The organism is Idiomarina baltica OS145, assembly GCF_000152885.1.
GTDB lineage: Bacteria > Pseudomonadota > Gammaproteobacteria > Enterobacterales > Alteromonadaceae > Idiomarina > Idiomarina baltica.
Genome location: NZ_CH672408.1, coordinates 2,928 through 19,984, shown reverse-complemented (window position 1 = coordinate 19,984; position 17,057 = coordinate 2,928). Strand labels below are relative to the sequence as shown.

Below are 17,057 nucleotides of genomic sequence, written 5' to 3'. Positions count from 1 at the left end.
GAAGCCGGGGATAAAAAGCCAATTAAGACTTGGTCCCGTCGTTCAATGATTATTCCAGATATGATCGGCTTGACTATCGCTGTACACAACGGTCGTCAGCACGTACCGGTATTCGTTTCTGACGAAATGATCGGTCATAAGCTGGGTGAATTCGCACCAACCCGTACTTATCGCGGCCATGCTGCTGATAAGAAAGCGAAGAAACGGTAAGAGGTAGAAAGTGATGGAAGCTATTGCTAAACACCAATTCGCCCGCGTTTCTGCTCAGAAAGGCCGTTTGGTTGCTGACCAAATTCGCGGTTTGCCAGTTGAAAAAGCACTGGACATTCTTGCGTACAGCCCTAAAGCAGCCGCTGGCTTGGTTAAGAAAGTACTTGAGTCAGCGATCGCTAACGCGGAGCACAACGAAGGTGCGGACATCGATGAGCTGAAAGTGGCTCGCGTCTTCGTCGACGAAGGTCCGACCATGAAGCGTATCAAGCCACGTGCCAAAGGCCGTGCGGATCGTATCTTTAAGCGCACCAGCCACATTACTGTGGTCGTGTCGGATAGCTAGGAGATAAATTATGGGTCAGAAAGTACATCCTAATGGTATTCGCCTAGGTATCTCCAGACCATGGAATGCAACCTGGTATGCGAATACAAACGAATTTGCTGACAACTTGCACAGTGATCATCAGGTACGTAAGTTCCTGACTAAAGAACTACGCAACGCATCAGTATCTCGTATCGTTATCGAGCGTCCAGCTAAGAGTGTTCGTGTGACTATTCATACTGCACGCCCTGGCGTTGTTATCGGTAAAAAAGGTGAAGACGTTGAAAAGCTTCGCCAACAAGTTCAGAAGTTGACTGGCGCTCCGTCGCAAATCAACATTTCTGAAGTGCGTAAGCCAGAATTGGATGCGCAACTTGTTGCTGATAATATCTCAGGTCAGTTGGAACGTCGTGTTATGTTCCGTCGTGCTATGAAGCGCGCTGTTCAAAACGCTATCCGTCTTGGTGCTAAAGGTATCAAGGTCGAAGTAAGCGGTCGTTTGGGCGGTGCAGAGATTGCACGTACTGAGTGGTACCGTGAAGGACGCGTTCCTCTGCACACACTTCGTGCAGACATCGATTACGCAACTTCTGAAGCGAATACCACTTACGGTATCATCGGCGTTAAAGTTTGGATTTTCCGTGGCGAAGTTCTTGGTGGACTTCCAACCGAGGAAAAACCAGCTCCAAAACGCGGCAAAAACCGTAAGTAAGGGGAGACGATATGTTACAACCAAAGCGTACAAAATTCCGTAAGGTTCACACAGGCCGTAACCGTGGTCTTGCGCAATCAGGTAACAAAGTCAGCTTCGGAAGCTTCGGACTAAAAGCAGTTGACCGTGGTCGTATGACTGCGCGTCAAATCGAAGCCGGCCGTCGTGCGATGACTCGTCACGTTAAGCGTCAAGGTAAAATCTGGATCCGTGTATTCCCAGACAAGCCTATTACCAAGAAGCCATTAGAAGTTCGTATGGGTAAAGGTAAAGGTAACGTTGAATACTGGGTAGCACAGATTCAGCCAGGTCGCGTACTGTACGAAATGGACGGTGTTTCTGAAGAACTGGCACGTGAAGCGTTCCGCCTTGCGGCACGTAAATTGCCATTCAAAACCACTTTTGTTACTCGGACGGTAATGTGATGAAAGCAAGTGAACTTAAAGAAAAAACCGTTGAGCAGCTGCAAGAAGAATTGCTGAACTTGCGTCGTGAGCAGTTCAACCTGCGTATGCAAGCGGCAACAGGTCAGCTGAATCAGACTCACATGATGAAGCAAGTACGTCGCGATATCGCACGTATTAAAACCATCTTAAATGAGAAGGCAGGTGCGTAATGGCTGAAGAAAAACGTGTTCGTACACTGCAAGGCAAAGTTGTGAGCGACAAGATGGATAAAACCATCACTGTAGCGGTAGAGCGTCGTGTTAAGCACCCGATCTACGGCAAATACATCTCGCGTACAACTAAAGTACACGCACATGATGAAGAGAATCAGTGCAAGATGGGCGATACCGTGATTGTTCGCGAATCACGCCCTCTTTCCAAGAATAAATCTTGGGCATTGCTCGAAATCGTTGAACGTGCTGAAATTGTCTAATTGCAGTTCGTAACAATATATACAAAGGCCTCCCTTGCGGAGGTCTTTTTTTTGATCTAAATAAAGTTTATTACGGTATACTTTATGACAAAATAATAACGTTACCCGTATTTTCATCTAAAGTAAGGAGCACAACATGACGAAAAGTTGGGTGCTAGCCGCCTCAATGCTGGCTGCCAGCCCAGTCTACGCTGTACCGATGCAGCAGGATCAGGAGTCGGTTCAGCAGGAGATTGAGGCATTAAAGCAAAAGCTGGCAGATCTCGAGGCGCGTTTAGCTAAGCAAGAAAAAGCTAAAGAAAAAATGAAGGAACATCATCAAGAGATGATGTCCAAAAAAGATTATGCTAATAAATCCAAACGGTCTCGTCGTATGCAAAGCGAAGAAGTGGCTGATTCAGGGGTTCAGGCACGCTTAGCTAAGCTCGAAGAGAAAACGGAAGAAAACGAAAATTGGCCAATTAAAGTACACGGTGCCGTTCGTTTTCAATACGAATACAATAACTATGACCGTGACAATGAAAACCGCACGGGCGACCTAGATTTTGATATTTTCCGTTTGAATTTTGATGGTGAAATCGGTGACGTTATTCTCTCTGCTGAATACCGCTGGTTCCAGTATCAAGACGTCGTGAAGCACGCTTGGTTTGGGTACAACTTTACCGATAAGTGGCAAGGCCAAATTGGCGTTGTTAAAGTGCCATTTGGTAATATGCCTTACAACTCTCACAGCTACTTTTTCAACTCAACATTTTATATTGGGCTAGAGGATGAGCACGATAACGGTATTAGATTCCTTTACCGCGGTGATGACTGGGATTTCGATATCGCTTATCACAAGTCCGATGAACAGGGTGGTGTTGATGGCTCAGCAACAGACCGTACAGCGCGTTACAACTACGATACTGTAGGTATTCGTCTGCCGGGTCAGGGCGCTTATGACACACCTGGGTTACCGATTGGTGAAAGCAATAGTTATGCATTGCGTGCCGCTCGCAAGTTTACGTTCAGTGATGAAGAAAACTTAGAGATCGGTGTATCGGCTCAAGGTAATAATTTCTATTCAGGTTCGGCGGCTGAAGGCTTTACTGCTGCACAAGAATATGAAAACCAAAACGTCGGTAATCGTTTTGCATGGGGTGTTCACGGTAACTACAACAATGGTCCTTGGAATGTTCAGCTACAGTACGCTGACTACGAGTATGACTTAAAGGTTGAAAATCGTGGCGTCTACATGGGTGCCTATGCCTACTATGATGCTATCCCAACTGAAGCCAAAGTTTATACAGGGAATGTGGCCTATACGTTGCCGGTAAACATTGGACCGATAACTTCGCTTACATTCTATAATGATCATAGCATTATAACCGATAAGCGCGGCTACCAGGACGATACTTGGATGAATGTTCTAGGCGTCGCCGTAGCAGCAGGCGGTGGTTTTTATACGTATATCGATTACGTGAAGGCCAAGAACCAACCGTTCATTGGAGGCAATATTGCTACTGATGGTGGTGAAGTAAATGATCGCTTTAATATTAACTTTGGTTATTACTTCTAAGGGTTAGTTACTTTGATCCAACGCAGAAAGTGGCGCCTCGGCGCCACTTTTTATTTGTCTGTTTCATGTTGATAGGCGTCTTCTTTATCACGCAAATCTCGTGTCGGCGCAAATTTTGGGAGCTCGGTGTGAAGCGCTGCTTTGGCAAGAATGTGAGCACTGATAGGAGCAGTTAGAAATAGGAAAATGGCTATCAGCAACTCGTTGAGTGTGAGAGTGCCCTGTGCCGAGGTCGATATGATTGCTGCTATTACTGTCCCACCAATTCCCATGGTAGTATTTTTAGTTGGCGCATGTAGGCGTGTAAAAAAGTCAGGTAATATTGCAAGACCAAGCGAACCGATGAAGGCAAATACCGCACCAATTAAGATGAAGAAAGCGATCACCCACTGTACCCACAACGGTAATTGATTTAAAGCTTCCATTGGTTTCCTCTTTTATTCAATTAAATCACCACGGAGTAAAAACTTACCCGCTGCAATCGTGCTAACAAAACCAAACATTGCAATCAAAAGAGCTGCTTCGAAATATGTTTGTGTATTTTGATAGATGCCGAGTAACAACAGCAGTGCTAACGAGTTTATATACACTGTATCCAGTGCAAGAATTCGGTCGGGTAGATGAGGACCTTTAGCAAGCCGCCAGAAGTTCATTATAATCGACAAACTAAACAGTACGAACGCTATGTGAATTACAGTCGTTAGCATTGGAATATCTCCTTCAAGCGACGCTCGTAGCGCTGACGTATCACGTTAATCGTTTCTTCTGGTGTCTCGTCAGAAAAAGCATGGATTAGTATGCCTCGGCGACCCCGAGTAATTTCGCAAGACACTGTTCCAGGGGTCAGAGTAATAGTGCTCGCCAAAATTGTTACAGGCAGTTCGTCTGTCATATCCAGAGGGAATACAAACAAAGCAGGTTTGAGGTGCTTTCTACGGCCTAAGATTAAAGCAGCCACTTTAAAGTTGGCCACGATAATATCGAAAATCAAAATAACGAGATAGACCAGCGCCAAATGTGGCTTTTTAATAGTTTTAAAATCAGGCCAAGCGGGCCGTAACAAAAGCGGTATTAAGGTCGTTATAATTAAACCTAGGATCACCACACCAGGTGCTATTGAATTAAATAGCAGCAACCATATGGCAAATAAGCTTAGTGTTAGAAATGGAGCTGGAAACACTTTACTCATATTGGTTCTCCTCGCCGCTACTAGGCGCAATGACTGTGGTCGGGTAAGATTGCGTATCGAGTAACTCGTCAGCAACACTATCGGTGTAGTCACGGATAGGGTTAGCAAATATAGTTAATATCAATGAGAGCGATAATAACATCCCGATTGCCACACGCTTTCCTATAGGAGCTGATTGTTCATTCGGTTTACCCTGCAGAGTATGCCAAATCATTTTACTACCAGTTCGGCTCATCATTATTAACATCACTAAGGTGGCAAGTAGCATTGTCCCCCACAACCAAAAACCACTCGTTGAGACCGGTGCGGCTTGTAAAATCATGAGTTTCCCAGCAAATCCACTTAATGGAGGTAAGCCGATAATTGCGATGGCCGCAATCAGAAACATAACGGCGTAGGTGTTGTGATTTGCCATACGTTTGCCTGTAACGATACGAGAAGCTGTTTTTCCACGTTCGAATGCCATGACGTCGGCAAGCAAAAACAAAGCGCCTGTGATCACTGTTGAATGAATTAAATAGAACAGGGCTGTACTGATTCCCGCAGCAGAGCTAAAGCTATAAGTTGCTAATAGTGTGCCTACCGAAACGATAACTAAATAAGCAACAAGTAATCTAAAGTCACGGGTACCTAGCATGCCAATAATGCCAAATATTAACGTCAATATACCGAGTATCCATAGCCAGTCTGCTGCGAGCCAAACGAGTTCGTTCGCCTCGGGCCCAAAGATAAGTGTGTAGACACGAATGATTGAATAGACGCCGACTTTGGTCATTATTGCGAAGAGCGCAGCAACCACTCCCGTGGTCGTCGAATAGGCCTGCGGTAGCCAAAAGTGTAGCGGAAGAATCGCTGCTTTAATACCAAACACAGCGAGCAACATGAAGCCTCCAGCTCTCGCCAATGCGGCCTCGTCACCTGATAACTGAGCCACCTTAACCGCCATATCGGCCATGTTAAGTGTACCCGTTGTTGCATATAAGGTGCCCACACTAATCAAAAATAGTGCACTACCGAGCAAGTTTAGTAGTACATAATGGAGCGTCGAACGTACCCGGAATTTGCCACCGCCATGCATCATTAGTCCGTATGACGAGATTAGTAACACCTCGAAAAAGACAAATAAGTTAAAAAGATCGCCCGTGGCAAAGGCGCCGATGATGCCCATTACCTGGAACTGGAAAAGTGCATGGAAATGGGAGCCTAGATTATCTTCGGTATAACAACCATAGATCAGCACCGGCAGTGCTAATACAGCGGTTAATAGGATCATTAAGGTACTGAGTTTATCCAGTACAAGTACAATACCAAAGGGAGCTGACCAGTCACCCAAAGCATAGACTAACATGCCGTTTTGGTTAACGTGCACAAGTAATAATGCGGCACAAACGAGCGTAAGAATACTTGATGCTAAACCAAGCGCGCGCCGTTTAGGCTGAGGACGGTCGCCCCAGGGTAATAGCTGCAGTAGCGCTGTGAATAAGGGTATCAGTATTGGTAAAATTGCTAGGTGTTGTTGCCACATCAGCGTGAAGACTCCCCACTATCTTGTTCGTTCACTTCATCCGTTCCAATTTCACCCCGTGTACGAACCGCCAAAATGACAGAGTACGCGGTCATCGCAAAACCTATTACAATTGCCGTCAGCACGAGTGCCTGCGGTAACGGATCGGCGTATTCGGTGTTCGTACCTAAGATAGGTGCACCGTCAATGGTGAGCCTGCCTGTGGAAAATAGGAATAAGTTGACCGCATACGAGAGCATGGTTATTCCAACCACGACAGGAAATGAACGACCTCTTAGGATCAGAAATACACTGCAGGCGGTTAAAACACCAACGGTCACTGAGAATAATGTTTCCATCTAGTTCCCCTCCTGACGCGGACGATGACGCGTTGTCATTTTCCCAAAGTTACTTAAAATCATCATGGTGGCTCCAATTACGGTTAGGAATACCCCCAAATCGAACAATAACGCAGTTGCGAATTCAAACTTACCAACAAGCGGCCATTTTAAATATGTGAACCAAGAGGTAAGGAAGGGCCGGTCGAAGAACCAACTACCAACGCCTGTTAATGCCGCAATCATCACGCCAAACGACATGAGTGATTGGTAATTTACATTAAATCGTTCCTTCACCCAGTCTACACCGTTAGCAATGTACTGGAGGATCATTGCTGAGGCCGCGATAAGACCGGCGATAAAGCCCCCTCCGGGCAGATTATGGCCGCGCAGGAAGATGTAGACCGCTACCACCATTGCCATCGGAAGGATTAAGTTCGCAACGTTAGTGAGCATCAGCGGGTGTTTGATACGATGCCATGGTCGTCCATCAATATCGCTCGACGGCATGAACGGTTTGAGCTTATTGAGTAACTTATGAATTCCCGCTGCGGCAATAGCTAAAACTGTAATTTCACCGAGAGTGTCGAAGCCACGAAAGTCGACTAGGATAAGGTTGACGACGTTAGTGCCACCACCGCCTGTTTTTGCATTCGCAATGAAAAAATCTGAAATCGTTTCAAAGTCACTCGTCAGGATCCCGTAGTTTAGTGTTGCAACTATACCACCGATTAAACTTGCGATTAAAATATCACGAAATACACGATGCCCGGTTGACGCGCGGGCTGTTTTCTGCGGCATAAAAAATAATGCAAGTACCATGAGAATAATGCTGACTACTTCGACGACCAGCTGTGTCATAGCGAGATCGGGGGCCGAGAAATGCGCGAAGGATATCGATACCACAAGCCCGACGACTGAAAGCATCATAAGCATAATAAAACGGTGACGATGCAAAACAGCCGTGGCAAAGCCTGCAACCATGAGCACAGAAGCACCGACAATAGAAACAAAGTCAACGGGCAGTTGTTCTCTCGAGCCTTCCAAAGTCACTATTTCAAACAACTGCGGAATTACCAGTACGATGACGGAAATAAGTACTAACGCCATGTAGCGCTGTAACGAGCCCGTATCTATATACGTGAACAACTTGTTGGCACTATCGCATATCGACTGCACGATACGCTCGAAGTTATGCTTGGCATCTTGCCCTTCAAACTGACGATTAAACGTAAACAGTTGATCGCGCTGGCTGTAGATAACAATACCACCTACAATAGCGACGGCGCTCATCAACAGTGGGAGGTTGAAACCATGCCAGAGTGCCAGTTTTACCGTTATGTTATCGAGTACAACACTACTTACTGCTTGGTTTAATATACCGGACACCGTGAGCATTGGGAGTAGCCCTATGATAATGCACATGAGTGACAATATAAGAACCGGCAATGCCATCATTTTCGGCGGGTCATGAGGTTGTTTTGGAAGCTCCTTGTATCCACCATTAAAAAACACATCATGAATAAACCGAATAGAATAAGCGACCGATAGTGCTGCGCCCACGGTGGCGAGTACAGGAACAAACCAACTTAATCCACCGAACAGATGTTGGTTGAGAGCTTGATCCAAAAAAAGCTCTTTAGACATAAAACCGTTAAAAGGAGGCACGCCAGCCATCGATGCAGTGACGATCATCGCAAGCGTCGCGGTAATCGGCATAAACTTGAGTAGACCTTGTAGCTTGCGCATATCTCGCGTGCCAGCCTCATGGTCAATTATGCCGGCGGTCATAAATAACCCAGCCTTGAAACACGCGTGATTAATCACGTGGAATAGCGCCGCGATCACAGCAGCCTGTGAGCCGATTCCAAGCAACATACAAATAAGGCCTAAATGGCTTACCGTTGAGAAGGCCAATAACCCTTTTAAGTCGTGTTTAAGTAGTGCGAAATAAGCACCGACTAACATTGTGATCAGACCAATGAGCGTAACAGTAATAAACCAAAACTCGGTTCCTGCCAGAGCAGGGTGCATGCGCGCAAGCAAAAATATACCGGCTTTAACCATCGTGGCTGAGTGCAAGTAAGCACTTACAGGCGTTGGTGCAGCCATAGCATGAGGCAACCAAAACTGAAATGGAAATTGAGCTGACTTAGTAAATGCGCCCAACAATACCAGAATGAGTGCAGGGATATATAAACTGTGTGCTTGAATTGCGTCTTTCGCGGCAAATATTGCGTCCAACTGGTAGCTACCGGCAATATGCCCAATAATCAGCAAGCCAGCGAGCAGTGCTAGTCCACCGGCGCCTGTTGTTGCAAGTGCCATGCGCGCGCCACGACGAGCGTCACTTTGATGATACCAATAACCTATCAACAAGAATGACGATATACTAGTGAGTTCCCAGAATGCCCACATCAACAGCACATTATCGGCTGTGACGATGCCAAGCATTGACGACATAAATAGTAATAAACAGGCGTAGAAACGACTGTCATTATCTTTACTAGACAAATAGTAATGGGCGTATAGGACAATCAACACACCGATACCGAGAATAAGGCTAACGAACAGGAGCGATAAGCCGTCCAGACGGAAGGCAAGGTCAAAATCAATATTCGGTAGCCACTGCTGTATGGCTGTGGGAATATCTCCTGCCAGCGTTTGCTGGGCAAGTGGCCATGCAACCAAAATGCATGAGATGGGTATTGCAATCGTCGCTATCGTCTTTACAGGTCGACTCGTTCGTCGAAGCAGTAAAGGAATCAAAGCACCAATCATTGGCGCGAACACAATATAAAATAGGTTCATAAGCTAAAACGTCTGGCCTCGGTTGCTATTCCACAGAACTGTACAAGTCAAACACAAACAATGTTTTACGAATTTACCATTGTAAAGGATGAGTGCCAACTGATACCGGTCGAGATACGGTGATTAACAAAAAAAGTGAGATAACCCTATCGCTTCAAATTTTTATCTGTTACAATTCGCCGCCCTTTTTATAAGGGAAAAACCAAAAGGCAGCACGACCCGAGAGGGTCTGTTTTTTTAACTAAGCGGGGCACTGAAATGATCCAAATGCAAACTACCCTGGACGTTGCCGATAACTCCGGCGCGCGCAGCGTACAATGTATTAAGGTTCTAGGTGGTTCGCACCGCCGCTACGCGAACATCGGTGATATCATCAAAGTTACTGTCAAGGAAGCAATTCCGCGCGGTAAGGTGAAGAAAGGCGATGTTGTGAATGCGGTGGTCGTTCGCACCAGAAAAGGCGTCCGTCGTCAAGACGGGTCGGTCATCCGTTTTGACCGCAACGCGGCTGTGTTGTTAAACAACAACCAACAGCCAATTGGTACTCGTATCTTCGGTCCGGTAACTCGTGAGCTGCGTTCTGAGCAGTTTATGAAGATTATCTCGTTGGCACCAGAAGTTTTATAAGGAGTCCATTATGGCGGCAAAAATTAAACGTGATGACGAAGTAGTCGTCCTGGCCGGTAAGGACAAGGGCAAGCAAGGCAAAGTCCTTAAAGTTCTTACCGATAAGAATCGCGTGATTGTGGAAGGTGTTAACGTTGTCAAGAAACATCAAAAGCCAAATCCGGCTTTAGGTGAATCAGGTGGCATCGTTGAACAAGAAGCACCAATCCATATTTCAAACGTAGCGATCCTTAACCCAGAGACAGGTAAAGCAGATCGTGTTGGATTCCGATTCGAAGACGGCAAAAAAGTCCGTTTCTTCAAATCGAACAACGCAATCATTTAATTCAATTTTGGAGTTTTACGATGGCGAAACTGCATGATTTTTATAAAGAATCGGTAGTTCCTGGACTGATGAAAGAGTTCAGCTACAACAGCGTCATGCAAGTCCCTCGGATTGAGAAAATCACCCTTAACATGGGTGTTGGTGAAGCTCTGGCTGACAAAAAAGTACTTGATAATGCAGTGGCAGACTTAGAGGCTATCTCTGGTCAAAAGCCAATTCGTACTGTAGCACGCAAGTCTGTCGCCGGTTTCAAAATCCGTGAAGGCTTCCCGATTGGCTGTAAGGTAACTCTGCGCGGCGAGCGTATGTGGGACTTTTTGCAACGTCTTATTTCGATTGCAATTCCACGTATCCGTGACTTCCGTGGCCTCAACCCTAAGTCGTTTGATGGTCGTGGTAACTACAGCATGGGTGTTCGTGAGCAGATCATCTTTCCGGAAATCGACTATGACAAAGTCGACAAGGTACGTGGTCTGGATATCACCATTACCACTAATGCTGGCACAGATGACGAAGCTCGTGCTTTGCTAGCTGCCTTTAACTTCCCGTTCAGAAAGTAAGGTGTAGAGTTATGGCAAAACAGTCAATGAAAGCGCGTGACGCGAAGCGAGCAAAGCTTGCGTCAAAATACGCAGAAAAACGCAATGCACTGAAAACGGTCATTAATGACCCTAAAGCATCAGACGAAGAGCGTTGGGAAGCCGTACTTAAATTGCAACAGCTCCCACGTGATGCCAGTCCGACACGTCAACGTAATCGTTGTCGTATTACTGGTCGTCCTCACGGTTTCCTCCGTAAGTTTGGCATGAGCCGAATCAAGGTGCGTGAGATGGCGATGCGCGGTGAAATTCCTGGCTTGAAAAAAGCTAGCTGGTAAGCCACGAATCACGGGAGAAAGCAAATATGAGCATGCAAGATCCAATTGCGGATATGTTCACACGCATTCGCAACGCTCAAGGTGCTAACAAAGTGTCAGTAAAGATGCCTTCATCTAAGCAAAAAGTGGCAATCGCCGAAGTGCTTAAGAAAGAAGGTTTCATTATTGATTACCGCACTGAGAGTACTGCTAAACCTGAGCTTGAAATCGAACTTAAATACTTCGAAGGAAAGCCAGTTATTGAATCTATCGAGCGCGTTAGTCGTCCTGGTCTGCGTATTTACAAAAAACGCAACGAGTTACCTAACGTGATGGGTGGTCTGGGTATCGCTGTTGTTTCAACATCGAAAGGCCTAATGACCGACCGTGCCGCTCGCCAAGCTGGTCTTGGTGGCGAAGTCATCGGTTACGTAGCGTAATTAGGAGGTAGGAGATGTCACGTGTTGCTAAAGCACCTATTGAGATTCCTGCTGGCGTTGAAGTTACGCTAAACGGTCAGGAAGTTACCATTAAGGGTGCCCAAGGCTCACTGAGTCACGTTGTTAACGACGCGGTAGAGCTTGTTCAAGAAGAGAACGAGCTACGCACTGTCCCACGCGATGGAGTTGCAAACTCTACTGCGCAAGCGGGCACTGCACGCGCGTTGTTAAACAATATGGTAGTTGGAGTAAGCAAAGGGTTTGAACGTAAGCTGCAATTGATGGGTGTTGGTTACCGTGCGCAAGCGCAAGGTAATAAATTGAACCTAACTTTGGGCTTTTCACATCCTGTAGAGTTCGAGATTCCAGCAGGAATCACAATCGAAACTCCTTCTCAAACTGAGGTTGTCGTTAAGGGCGCAAACAAGCAGCTTGTTGGACAAGTTGCCGCTAACATCCGCGCATATCGTAAACCAGAGCCTTACAAAGGCAAAGGTGTTCGTTATTCGGATGAGCAAGTGCGCCGTAAAGAAGCCAAGAAAAAGTAGGGTAATACGATGGACAAGAAAGCAGCTCGCTTACGTCGTGCTACTCGCGCACGTAAACAAATCAAAGAGTTGGGTGCAAACCGTCTGGTTGTACACCGTACGCCAAGACATATTTATGCACAGTTGATCGCACCTAACGGATCTGAAGTGCTAGCAGCCGCTTCGACGGTTGAAAAGGCGATCCGTGACCAAGTGGAAAAAACAGGTAATGCTGATGCCGCTAAGGTTGTGGGTAAAGTTATCGCTGAACGCGCGGTTGAAAAAGGTATCAAAGACGTTACTTTTGACCGCAGTGGTTTTAAATACCACGGTCGCGTTGCTGCATTAGCAGACGCTGCGCGTGAAGCTGGACTTCAGTTCTAGGAGACGAACATGGCAAATGTAGAAGCTCAAAACGGTGAACTGATTGAAAAGTTGATCACAGTTAATCGTGTAGCAAAAGTTGTTAAAGGTGGTCGTATCTTTAGCTTCACTGCACTGACTGTGGTTGGCGATGGTAAAGGCAAAGTCGGTTTCGGTTACGGTAAAGCACGTGAAGTGCCTGCTGCTATCCAGAAAGCGATGGAAAAAGCACGTCGCAACATGGTGACTGTGCAGCTTAAGGGTGAAACTTTACAGCACCCGGTTAAAGGCCGTCACTCAGGTTCACAGGTATATATGCAACCAGCCTCTGAAGGTACCGGTATCATCGCAGGTGGTGCGATGCGTGCGGTATTGGAAGTTGCAGGTGTACATAACGTGCTTTCAAAAGCATATGGTTCAACCAACCCAATCAACGTTGTTCGTGCAACTATCAAAGCATTGAACGACATGAAGTCGCCTGAGCAAGTTGCGGCTAAGCGTGGATTGCGCGTTGACGAGATACTGGGGTAGTGAACAATGGCGAAAAAGACATTAAAAGTAACACAGACGCGTAGCTCTATCGGTCGTTTACCGAAACATAAAGCTACACTACGTGGCTTGGGTCTCCGCCGTATTGGTCACACAGTAGAGTTGGAAGACACTGCTGCAGTCCGCGGTATGGTGAACCAAGTAATTTACATGGTTAAGGTGGAGGACTAAGCGATGAAACTTAATACTCTTGCTCCTGCACCGGGTGCAAAAAGCAGTAAGAAGCGCTTAGGTCGTGGTATTGGTTCTGGTCTCGGTAAGACTGGTGCTCGTGGTCACAAAGGTCAGAAGTCACGTTCTGGCGGTACCGTGAAGCCAGGTTTCGAGGGCGGTCAAATGCCAATTCAGCGTCGTTTGCCGAAATTTGGCTTTACTTCACGTAAAGCGGCATTAACAGCTGAAGTAAACCTAGCTGAGATCGCTAAAGTTGACGGCGATGTCGTTGACTTAGCAGCGCTTAAAGCGGCTAACTTAGTTCGTAAAGACGTTTTGACCGCTAAGGTCATTAAGTCGGGCGAAATCAGTCGTAAAGTAGCTGTTAAAGGTCTTAAAGTTACAAAAGGCGCTCGCGAAGCTATTGAAGCTGCTGGCGGAAACATCGAAGGATAGGTCTCATGGCTAAACCAGGATTGGAATCAAATCGAGCGCAAGGTGGCTTGTCGGAACTCAAGCGTCGCCTGTTGTTTGTGTTAGGAGCGATTATCGTCTTCCGAGCGGGCTCCTTTGTGCCTATTCCTGGTATTGATGCCGCCGTGTTAGCTCAGCTGTTCTCACAGCAAAAGGACACCATCGTTGCCATGTTTAACATGTTCAGCGGTGGTGCACTTGAGCGCGCATCCGTTTTTGCACTGGGAATAATGCCTTATATCTCTGCTTCAATTATTATGCAATTGGCTACGGTTGTTCACCCGCGTCTAGCAGAATTGAAGAAGGAAGGTGAGGCAGGTCGTCGTAAAATTAGCCAGTATACTCGCTGGGGTACGCTAATTCTTGCTACGTTCCAGTCAATAGGGATTGCCACGGGCTTACCTAACTTGATGCCTGGCCTGGTCATTGATCCAGGCTTTCAGTTTTACTTCACCGCCGTTGTGAGTTTAGTCACAGGCACCATGTTCTTAATGTGGTTGGGTGAACAAATTACTGAACGAGGCATCGGTAACGGTATCTCTATCCTGATTTTCGTGGGTATTGTTGCGGGCTTGCCTTCTGCTATCGGTCAGACAGCAGAACAGGCACGTCAAGGCGATTTAAATATATTACTCTTGTTGCTTATTGGTGTAATCGTGTTAGCGGTTACTTACTTTGTTGTTTTCGTAGAGCGTGGTCAACGTCGTATCGTTGTAAACTACGCCAAGCGTCAGCAGGGACGTAAAGTATTCGCGGCTCAAAGCACACACTTGCCATTGAAAGTTAATATGGCGGGTGTAATTCCACCAATCTTTGCATCAAGCATCATCCTGTTCCCGGGTACAATTGCGACCTGGTTTGGATCAGGTGACGGTGTTGTTGCTGATGTTTTGCAGCAAATTTCGATGACTTTATCTCCAGGTCAGCCACTTTATGTGTTACTATATGCGGCTGCGATTATTTTCTTCTGCTTTTTCTACACGGCGTTGGTATTCAACCCGCGTGAAACAGCAGATAATCTGAAAAAATCTGGAGCGTTCATTCCGGGTATCCGCCCAGGTGAACAAACGTCTAGATACATCGATAAAGTAATGACTCGCTTGACATTGGCAGGCGCGCTATACATTACCTTTGTATGTTTGGTTCCTGAGTTTATGATGATCGCTTGGAACGTTCAGTTCTACTTTGGTGGCACTTCGCTACTGATTATTGTGGTAGTCATCATGGACTTTATGGCACAGGTACAGACTCATATGATGTCTCATCAATACGATTCTGTGCTTAAAAAAGCTAACCTTAAAGGCTACGGCCGCTAAGGTTGGATAGAAACGGAGAGTAGCAATGAAAGTTCGTGCTTCCGTGAAGAAAATCTGCCGTAACTGCAAAATCATCAAGCGCAACGGTGTTGTGCGCGTGATTTGCACTGATGCAAAGCATAAGCAACGGCAAGGTTGATTCGAAGGAAAGGGCGGCGGCTTTAGGGTCGCCACCTTTAGTATTTGCAATTCGGCAATCGGTTGAGTATCCTAACGGGCTTTTCAACTGAAGCCTACAAAAAAAGGAGACGTGTTAGTGGCCCGTATCGCTGGCATTAACGTTCCTGACAATAAACACGCAGTGATTGCATTGACTGCAATCTACGGTATCGGTCGTACTCGCTCTAGCGCAATTTGCGAAGCAGCGGGCATTGCTGAAGATACCCAGATCGGTACATTGTCAGAAGAGAAATTAGACGTTCTTCGTGAAGCAGTAGCTAAGTATGCAGTCGAAGGTGACCTGCGTCGCGAAGTTTCAATGAACATCAAACGGTTGATGGATCTCGGATGTTTCCGTGGTCTTCGTCATCGTCGCAGCCTCCCTTTACGTGGACAGCGCACTAAGACAAACGCGCGCACTCGTAAAGGACCGCGCAAACCGATTAAGAAATAAGGGGGATTGAGTAATGGCTAAAGCACAGACTCGTTCTCGCAAGCGCGTTAAAAAGCAAGTCGCCGATGGCATGGCTCACGTGCATGCATCTTTCAACAACACCATCATCACCATCACAGACCGTCAAGGTAATGCGTTGGCATGGGCTACAGCTGGTGGATCAGGGTTCCGTGGTTCACGGAAATCAACCCCGTTCGCTGCGCAGGTTGCTGCTGAGCGTGCTGGTGAAATGGCGAAGGAATATGGTCTTAAGAACTTGGAAGTATTTGTAAACGGTCCAGGTCCAGGTCGTGAATCATCTATTCGCGCACTGAACGCCGTAGGATACCGCATCACGAATATTACCGATGTGACACCTATTCCTCACAACGGTTGTCGTCCGCCTAAGAAACGTCGCGTTTAAAGGCGTGAATCGATAGTTGGAGAAAGATCATGGCAAGATATTTGGGTCCTAAACTCAAGCTAAGCCGTCGCGAAGGAACAGACTTGTTCCTTAAAAGCGGCGTACGCGCAATCGATTCTAAATGTAAGATCGAAACTGCTCCTGGTCAGCATGGTGCCCGTCGTGGCCGTTTGTCTGATTACGGTGTTCAGTTGCGCGAGAAGCAAAAAGTACGTCGTATGTACGGCGTTTTAGAGAAGCAATTCCGTAACTACTACAAAGAAGCTGCTCGTATTAAAGGCAATACCGGTGAAAACCTGTTGCAGTTGCTAGAACAGCGTTTGGATAACGTAGTTTATCGTATGGGCTTTGCGTCAACGCGCGCAGAAGCTCGTCAGCTAGTCAGTCACAAAGCTGTTGTTGTTAACGGTCAAGTGGTTAACATTCCATCATTCATGGTTCGCCCTGAAGATGTAGTGTCTGTTCGCGAAAAAGCTAAAAAGCAAGCACGTATTAGTGCAGCGCTTGAGCTTTCAGAGCAGCGAGAAAAGCCAGTTTGGTTAGAAGTTGACAGCAGCAAAATGGAAGGTCAGTTCAAGCGTCTTCCTGAGCGCAGTGATTTGTCTGCTGAAATTAACGAACAGTTGATCGTAGAGCTTTACTCTAAGTAAAGCTTAAGCATAGAGAGAGGACACAATGCAGGGTTCTGTTACCGAATTCCTAAAGCCGAGGTTAGTTGACATCGAGCAAATTAGCACGACTCACGCCAAGGTGACACTGGAGCCTCTAGAGCGTGGCTTTGGTTACACCCTACGCAATGCTTTACGTCGTATTCTATTGTCGTCAATGCCAGGCTGTGCAGTGACTGAAGTAGAAATCGACGTGTGCTGCACGAATACAGCAGCA

General features: G+C 46.5%; 28 protein-coding genes and 1 pseudogene. 23 read left to right on the top strand and 6 right to left on the bottom strand.

From position 1 onward, the window contains the following. The 7 genes from rpsS to OS145_RS10625 all read left to right on the top strand — a co-directional run. On the top strand, positions 1 to 210 hold a 210-nt coding region (gene rpsS, locus OS145_RS10655), incomplete at its 5' end, for a 30S ribosomal protein S19 (RefSeq protein WP_006956457.1). Between the two features lie 13 nt (positions 211 to 223). Next, positions 224 to 556: a 50S ribosomal protein L22 gene (rplV, locus tag OS145_RS10650; protein WP_006956456.1), complete on the top strand. Its 333-nt coding sequence runs from the start codon at positions 224 to 226 to the stop codon at positions 554 to 556. Between the two features lie 10 nt (positions 557 to 566). Next, positions 567 to 1,247: a 30S ribosomal protein S3 gene (gene rpsC, locus OS145_RS10645; protein WP_006956455.1), complete on the top strand. Its 681-nt coding sequence runs from the start codon at positions 567 to 569 to the stop codon at positions 1,245 to 1,247. A gap of 11 nt (positions 1,248 to 1,258) precedes the next feature. Further along, the gene (gene rplP, locus OS145_RS10640) at positions 1,259 to 1,672 is read left to right on the top strand and encodes a 50S ribosomal protein L16 (RefSeq protein WP_006956454.1); all 414 of its coding nucleotides are present in this window, start codon (positions 1,259 to 1,261) and stop codon (positions 1,670 to 1,672) included. Next, a complete protein-coding gene (gene rpmC / locus OS145_RS10635; RefSeq protein ID WP_006956453.1) occupies positions 1,672 to 1,863 on the top strand; it encodes a 50S ribosomal protein L29 in 192 nt (63 codons plus the stop codon). The genes rplP and rpmC overlap by 1 nt, the downstream gene beginning before the upstream one ends. Then, positions 1,863 to 2,126 (top strand): 30S ribosomal protein S17, encoded by a 264-nt coding sequence (gene rpsQ, locus OS145_RS10630; protein WP_006956452.1) that lies wholly within the window; start codon positions 1,863 to 1,865, stop codon positions 2,124 to 2,126. The genes rpmC and rpsQ overlap by 1 nt, the downstream gene beginning before the upstream one ends. Before the next feature lie 136 nt (positions 2,127 to 2,262). Next, on the top strand, positions 2,263 to 3,684 hold the full coding sequence (locus tag OS145_RS10625) for a hypothetical protein (protein ID WP_006956451.1): 1,422 nt from the start codon (positions 2,263 to 2,265) through the stop codon (positions 3,682 to 3,684). Positions 3,685 to 3,734: 50 nt separating this feature from the next. Here OS145_RS10625 and OS145_RS10620 read toward each other — a convergent pair whose 3' ends face one another. The 6 genes from OS145_RS10620 to OS145_RS10595 are packed head-to-tail and all read right to left on the bottom strand — an operon-like array spanning position 3,735 to position 9,526. Then, positions 3,735 to 4,109, bottom strand: a complete 375-nt coding sequence (locus OS145_RS10620; protein WP_006956450.1) for a Na+/H+ antiporter subunit G — start codon at positions 4,107 to 4,109, stop codon at positions 3,735 to 3,737. A gap of 12 nt (positions 4,110 to 4,121) precedes the next feature. Then, entirely contained in the window at positions 4,122 to 4,391 is a 270-nt protein-coding gene (locus tag OS145_RS10615) for a K+/H+ antiporter subunit F (protein WP_006956449.1), read from the bottom strand. Further along, a complete protein-coding gene (locus OS145_RS10610) occupies positions 4,385 to 4,873 on the bottom strand; it encodes a Na+/H+ antiporter subunit E (protein WP_006956448.1) in 489 nt (162 codons plus the stop codon). Before OS145_RS10610 ends, OS145_RS10615 begins: the two co-directional genes overlap by 7 nt. After that, a complete protein-coding gene (locus OS145_RS10605; protein ID WP_006956447.1) occupies positions 4,866 to 6,398 on the bottom strand; it encodes a monovalent cation/H+ antiporter subunit D in 1,533 nt (510 codons plus the stop codon). Before OS145_RS10605 ends, OS145_RS10610 begins: the two co-directional genes overlap by 8 nt. Beyond that, entirely contained in the window at positions 6,398 to 6,736 is a 339-nt protein-coding gene (locus OS145_RS10600; RefSeq protein ID WP_006956446.1) for a Na+/H+ antiporter subunit C, read from the bottom strand. The genes OS145_RS10605 and OS145_RS10600 overlap by 1 nt, the downstream gene beginning before the upstream one ends. Continuing rightward, positions 6,737 to 9,526, bottom strand: a complete 2,790-nt coding sequence (locus OS145_RS10595) for a monovalent cation/H+ antiporter subunit A (protein WP_006956445.1) — start codon at positions 9,524 to 9,526, stop codon at positions 6,737 to 6,739. A 258-nt stretch (positions 9,527 to 9,784) separates the two neighbouring features. Here OS145_RS10595 and rplN point away from each other — a divergent pair, with 258 nt between their 5' ends. The 16 genes and pseudogenes from rplN to OS145_RS10515 form a co-directional block, all read left to right on the top strand. Further along, positions 9,785 to 10,153 (top strand): 50S ribosomal protein L14, encoded by a 369-nt coding sequence (gene rplN / locus OS145_RS10590; protein WP_006956444.1) that lies wholly within the window; start codon positions 9,785 to 9,787, stop codon positions 10,151 to 10,153. Positions 10,154 to 10,163: 10 nt separating this feature from the next. Beyond that, positions 10,164 to 10,478: a 50S ribosomal protein L24 gene (gene rplX, locus OS145_RS10585; protein WP_006956443.1), complete on the top strand. Its 315-nt coding sequence runs from the start codon at positions 10,164 to 10,166 to the stop codon at positions 10,476 to 10,478. 20 nt (positions 10,479 to 10,498) lie between these two features. Continuing rightward, positions 10,499 to 11,038 (top strand): 50S ribosomal protein L5, encoded by a 540-nt coding sequence (gene rplE, locus OS145_RS10580; protein ID WP_006956442.1) that lies wholly within the window; start codon positions 10,499 to 10,501, stop codon positions 11,036 to 11,038. An 11-nt stretch (positions 11,039 to 11,049) separates the two neighbouring features. Next, the gene (gene rpsN / locus OS145_RS10575) at positions 11,050 to 11,355 is read left to right on the top strand and encodes a 30S ribosomal protein S14 (RefSeq protein ID WP_006956441.1); all 306 of its coding nucleotides are present in this window, start codon (positions 11,050 to 11,052) and stop codon (positions 11,353 to 11,355) included. A gap of 26 nt (positions 11,356 to 11,381) precedes the next feature. Continuing rightward, positions 11,382 to 11,774: a 30S ribosomal protein S8 gene (gene rpsH, locus OS145_RS10570; protein ID WP_006956440.1), complete on the top strand. Its 393-nt coding sequence runs from the start codon at positions 11,382 to 11,384 to the stop codon at positions 11,772 to 11,774. Positions 11,775 to 11,788: 14 nt separating this feature from the next. Next, positions 11,789 to 12,322, top strand: coding sequence for a 50S ribosomal protein L6 (gene rplF / locus OS145_RS10565; protein WP_006956439.1), 534 nt, complete (start codon positions 11,789 to 11,791; stop codon positions 12,320 to 12,322). A 9-nt stretch (positions 12,323 to 12,331) separates the two neighbouring features. Next, positions 12,332 to 12,685, top strand: coding sequence for a 50S ribosomal protein L18 (gene rplR / locus OS145_RS10560; RefSeq protein WP_006956438.1), 354 nt, complete (start codon positions 12,332 to 12,334; stop codon positions 12,683 to 12,685). Between the two features lie 9 nt (positions 12,686 to 12,694). After that, complete coding sequence (gene rpsE / locus OS145_RS10555) at positions 12,695 to 13,195, top strand: 30S ribosomal protein S5 (RefSeq protein WP_006956437.1); 501 nt, start codon at positions 12,695 to 12,697, stop codon at positions 13,193 to 13,195. 6 nt (positions 13,196 to 13,201) lie between these two features. Further along, the gene (gene rpmD, locus OS145_RS10550; RefSeq protein ID WP_006956436.1) at positions 13,202 to 13,384 is read left to right on the top strand and encodes a 50S ribosomal protein L30; all 183 of its coding nucleotides are present in this window, start codon (positions 13,202 to 13,204) and stop codon (positions 13,382 to 13,384) included. Between the two features lie 3 nt (positions 13,385 to 13,387). Further along, positions 13,388 to 13,822 carry a 50S ribosomal protein L15 gene (gene rplO / locus OS145_RS10545; protein WP_006956435.1) on the top strand — a complete coding sequence of 145 codons (435 nt, stop codon included), beginning with the start codon at positions 13,388 to 13,390 and terminating at the stop codon, positions 13,820 to 13,822. Between the two features lie 5 nt (positions 13,823 to 13,827). Next, entirely contained in the window at positions 13,828 to 15,156 is a 1,329-nt protein-coding gene (gene secY, locus OS145_RS10540) for a preprotein translocase subunit SecY (protein ID WP_006956434.1), read from the top strand. A 25-nt stretch (positions 15,157 to 15,181) separates the two neighbouring features. Continuing rightward, on the top strand, positions 15,182 to 15,295 hold the full coding sequence (rpmJ, locus tag OS145_RS10535) for a 50S ribosomal protein L36 (protein WP_006956433.1): 114 nt from the start codon (positions 15,182 to 15,184) through the stop codon (positions 15,293 to 15,295). A gap of 117 nt (positions 15,296 to 15,412) precedes the next feature. Continuing rightward, the gene (rpsM, locus tag OS145_RS10530) at positions 15,413 to 15,769 is read left to right on the top strand and encodes a 30S ribosomal protein S13 (protein WP_006956432.1); all 357 of its coding nucleotides are present in this window, start codon (positions 15,413 to 15,415) and stop codon (positions 15,767 to 15,769) included. Between the two features lie 13 nt (positions 15,770 to 15,782). After that, complete coding sequence (rpsK, locus tag OS145_RS10525) at positions 15,783 to 16,172, top strand: 30S ribosomal protein S11 (protein ID WP_006956431.1); 390 nt, start codon at positions 15,783 to 15,785, stop codon at positions 16,170 to 16,172. 29 nt (positions 16,173 to 16,201) lie between these two features. Next, a complete protein-coding gene (gene rpsD / locus OS145_RS10520) occupies positions 16,202 to 16,822 on the top strand; it encodes a 30S ribosomal protein S4 (RefSeq protein ID WP_006956430.1) in 621 nt (206 codons plus the stop codon). A gap of 25 nt (positions 16,823 to 16,847) precedes the next feature. Then, a pseudogene (locus OS145_RS10515) lies at positions 16,848 to 17,057 on the top strand (DNA-directed RNA polymerase subunit alpha); the annotation flags it as partial.